Annotated in this window: 3 protein-coding genes; all 3 read right to left on the reverse strand. The window is 65.9% G+C overall.

The window, feature by feature from the left end; all coding sequences use genetic code 11:
* Positions 1-131: 131 nt before the first annotated feature.
* A complete protein-coding gene (locus tag KO481_RS37590; RefSeq protein WP_308166933.1) occupies positions 132-1,064 on the reverse strand; it encodes an IS110 family transposase in 933 nt (310 codons plus the stop codon).
* A gap of 168 nt (positions 1,065-1,232) precedes the next feature.
* On the reverse strand, positions 1,233-2,531 hold the full coding sequence (locus KO481_RS37595) for a hypothetical protein (protein ID WP_215923303.1): 1,299 nt from the start codon (positions 2,529-2,531) through the stop codon (positions 1,233-1,235).
* A gap of 491 nt (positions 2,532-3,022) precedes the next feature.
* Positions 3,023-4,381: an IS110 family RNA-guided transposase gene (locus KO481_RS37600; protein ID WP_215923304.1), complete on the reverse strand. Its 1,359-nt coding sequence runs from the start codon at positions 4,379-4,381 to the stop codon at positions 3,023-3,025.
* Positions 4,382-4,487 lie beyond the last annotated feature (106 nt).

Genomic DNA, 4,487 nt, shown 5'->3' on the forward strand with positions numbered 1-4,487 from the left:
TGGTAGCGCGTCTCGTTCGCATCGAGAAGGTCAGGGGTTCGATTCCCCTTAGCTCCACAGGACGGCAAAGCCGCAGGTCAACGGCCTGCGGCTTTGTTGCATATGTGTAGTTACCCGAACCGTTCCGTGCTTCACCGCGCATAGCCGAGGCATGTCGTGCACAAGCTTCTGGATGGGCTCGTGGCTGTCGTTGCTCGCTGTCGATGGCGGAAGTCGGCGGTGGCACAACCAGCGCAGACGGATGCTGGGCTGCGTCGTCGGGGGCCGGTCGGACAGGCCGTACGCACTCCACTCGTGCGCTTGCTAATCCCGACCATGCGGGCCTCGGTATCGGCCAGGCGGCGCTTGTTATCAGCCCAATCGCCCAGCAACAGTTCGATGCGTTCGAGCGCGCCGCAACGGTGGCCGAGCACCCCGGCCCGATCATCGAGTGCGGCAAACAATTTCCGCGCGATCCTCAGACACGGCCGCTGCCCACCGGCCCGGGTAACCTCGGCGGTGGTCAGCCGTTCCAGCCGCGCGAGACCGAGACGGCGGGTGCGGCCGAAGTCGGCGCCGTCACGACCACAGATCACCTGCAGCGCCGCGATCCAGGTCCGAGAACGGAACGGCTGCCGCGCGGTCTCCAACGCGGCCGGCCACACACACTCCAACAGCGCCCGGATCTGCTGGATCTGGGCGGTCATGTCCACCACCAGTTCCCGGCGCCGCGCCCCCAAATGCCGCAACCTGCCCCACGTCTCATCCACCGGTTCTGGGACATAGCAGCGCAACTGCGCGGTCAGGCGGGCGATCAGGACCGCGTCCTTGTCGTCGGTTCTGTCGCTGGTCAAATCCTCCGCGCGGCGCGCCCACGCGGTCATCGCCGGTTGCACGCACACGAACGCCACCCCTCGGTCGGCGGCGAGCTGGCCTAGCACCCGCCACCGAGACAGTCGAGTGTTGCGGTTGCGATCACCCCGGGATACCCCGTTACCGTTACCCATGGAACGTCCTCCTACAGCGAATGGGACACCAAGCCCAGCACCGACCTCGATCCATCGGTCCGGCCGAAGGTTGGTCATGATGTGGGAGCCGCGGCCTGCTGGACAGTCAGCGGGCGATACAGAACATCGGTCAGTTGTATAGCGGCGGCACCGGTCGCCTCGCAGGCCGATACGCGACGAGTAATCGGCTCAGCCGCAACCACATCCACACACCTCACCAGTTCGGCACCGAGGTGTCCGCGACGACTATTCCGACTGTGCCGCAGACTGGTACCCGGTTCCGCCCGCGGCGGCCCGAATGATTCGAGTCGCTGCGGCTCGACGGTTGTCGCCATTCTCGGTGGGGTCCTGAGCGATCCGGCCGAATCGCTCGCTGACCTCGGGGACCGATATGTTTGCGTGGGCGATGGCGATTCGACGTGTTCGGGACTCGCAGTCGTCGAGGCATTCGACTGCCCGTTCGTCGGCGAAATCTGTGCTGAGCCGGCTCAACGCCAGGGCACACCGGCTGCGCAGATACGAGTAGACGGTGGTATCGAAGATCTCTTCGATGGTCGTGACACCGGCGCCGTGACCCAGTTGGGCGAGCGCGTCGACAAGATTGCATTGGTCGTAGATGTGGTCGTTGCCGCGGGCGAGTGCCTCTGTGAGGAGTTCGAGCAGCCGAGGAGCGTCGGAGATTTCGGCGAGATCAGCGAACAGGGACCGTGCAGTGGAGCCGGCATAACCGTCGAGGGTGACGTGTGTTCGGGCCCAGGCCAGCGTTCGAGGGGAGCCCAGTGTGCGGAGGCATCTGCGCACCGCGATCCGCACGGCGTCGGGGTGGGTCTCATCCTGGAGTATGTCCGCCGAGATACCCAGAAGCGTTGTCTCCCAACGTTCCCCGCTCACCTCGTCAGGCGCCGATGGTGCCGTGGCGAGGTTCGATTCCGCCGCTGCCCGCAGCACGCGTTCACGATCGGCCCTGTCCCGGGCGGCACGATCGAACCTCGGGTTGCTGCGTGCGGCCCGGGACCGTTCGGCCACGGTGGCGGCCCGTTCGATGCGAGTGCTCGCCCGCCGCCAGTCCGGCCACGGAGGTGCGGACAAACCGCCGGGATACCCGCTGCGCCACTCGAGCAGTGACCGTAGCTGTTCGTCGTCGGCCACCTCCAATACGTCATCGAGCAACCCCTCGGTCTCGGGGCGGTCGAGTAATGGAATCAGATGGTCGAGCGCCTGTTCGAGGTCGCGCCCCGATCGCAGGTAGCGCCGCAGCTCGGCGACAGCGTCGGCGACGCCGCGACGGGCGAGCAGCGTAAGAACGCTTGTGGCGAGCCACGCGTCGGAGTCTCCGTACGGGTCCAGCGGTCCGGCATACGCCGCGCGTAACCGGGAAAGGTCGACCCCCAATTCGGCGACCAGTGTCGCGTACAACCAATCGCGTTGCTCGACCTGGTGGTCCCATCGAGGATCGTGAACGATGCAGTCGACCACGAAGCCGGCTCCCGCCGCGCGTTGCACGAGCGCTTGGCCGTGGCAGGCCCCTCGCCCACGCTGGATCATCCCGAGCAGCGTCCTCGGTTGCGCCCACGATGGTTCGGCCGACTCCGAACGATCCCGATCACCGTTACTCCCGACCACAGGCATAACGCGACCATAGAATCACCCCACCCGAACTGCCACTCAATTACCGGTAGGCCCACGCCCCCGAATACGGCGTCGGCCGCCCCCAATACCCTTGCATCCGAAACCAACTCGGAATGAGCTACGACATCCGACCGCAACGAACAACTGCAAGGACAGCAGGATCCTCAGACATTTTGTACCACTTATCGAATCATCCGAAAATCAGCGTAAGTCGTTTTGTGTCAAGCGGTTCGGTCGGTGCCCCGTGTGTCGTCGTCCCGGCATAGCGGTAATGGGGTTGATCCCAGCAGCGTGTAATCGGGTTGTGTGACGACAGGTCGGGGCTGCCCATGATTTCCGGCGAGATCACCAGGTGTCTCGATGCCGCGTGGGGCTCGCCCCGACCGACCGCTCGACGATCCGCCTGCTTAGGCGGCGGTCGAGATCATGGCGGCCTCCGTTGTGGTGGTGCCGTGGGCGGCGATGTGCGGGTTCCAGGGTTGCCTGGTGGTGACCACGGCGTGGAGCTGGCGCAGGATCGCCGCGGCGATCACGGCCTGAGCCTGGGTAGGAGTGAGCGGGTTCGCCTCTCGGGTGGTCAGATGTCGGTAGCGAGCGGCATAGACGGGGTTGGCGCGTTGGGTGCCCCACACGCCTCTCCAGGCAGCCAACCGCAGTCCAGGGCGCCCGGCTCCGGTGAGCCGGGCGCGGCCGGTGAAGGTCCCGGACTTCTTCTCCCGGGGTGCAAGACCAGCGTGTTTGACTACTGCCCGGGCGGTGGGAAACCGTGCAGGGTCGCCGGTTTCGGCCAGGATCGCTGCGGCCCCCACCGCGGACAGACCGACAATCGAGGTGACTAGCTCGGTGAGCCGGAGCTCATCGAGCACCCCAGTCATGCGGGTTTCGGTGTCGGCCAGGCGTCGCTTGGCCGCGGCCCAGTCTTCGAGCAGCAAGTGCACCCGCTCCAGCGCACCGCGCCGGTGGGCGAGCACTCCGGCCGGATCATCCAGCGCCGCAAAGAGTTTCCTGGTGATCCGAAAGCACGGTCGCTTCGCGCCTGCGCGGGTGACCTCGCCACGGACGAGGCATTCGAGCCGGTCTCGGCCCAACCGGCGGGTGCGGGCGAAGTCGCCGCCGTCGCGGCCGCAGATCACTCGCAGTGCTGCCATCCAGGTCCGGGATTTGAACGGCTGCTGGGCGGCCTCGAGCGCGGCCGGCCACACGCATTCGAGTAGAGCGCGGATCTGCTGGATCTGCGCGACCACCTCGACCAGCAGTCGTTCGCGACGGGCGCCCAGATGCCGCAGCCGACCCCAGGTTTCATCGACCGGTTCGGGTGCATAGCAGCGCAATTGCGCGGTCAATCGCGCGATCAGCACCGCGTCTTTCTCGTCGGTTTTGTCGGTGGTGAGGTCCTCGGCACGGCGTGACCAGGCCGTCATCGCTGGCTGCACACACACGAACAACATGTTCCGATCGGCGGCCAGCTGTCCAAGCACTCGCCACCGATGCCCGGTCGGCTCACACGCCACTGTCACCCCGGTGAACCCCGCTACCCCAGCACGGGCGCTGGCCCAGTCCAAAGCAATCCCCATATCCCAGGCGCGACACCGGAATGTCTTGCGAGCCAGCACCTTCGAGTCATGGTCGCAGACCACGACCATCTGTTTGCGGTCGGCCAGATCGATCCCGACGATCGCGTTCTCGGGCGGGACCAACGCCCGCAGCCTGCTCAGACGCATGTTGCGGTTGCGATCACCCCGGGACACACCACTACCGTTACTCATGGAACGTCCTCCTGCTCTTGCGATGGGACACCAAGCCCGACAAGCGCATCAGGAGGACGTTCCCCACGTCCCGGAAACCGACGCACTAAACGTCTTTCTATGCCGC

The sequence above is a fragment of the Nocardia albiluteola genome, assembly GCF_018860155.1.
Classification (GTDB): Bacteria; Actinomycetota; Actinomycetes; order Mycobacteriales; family Mycobacteriaceae; genus Nocardia; species Nocardia albiluteola.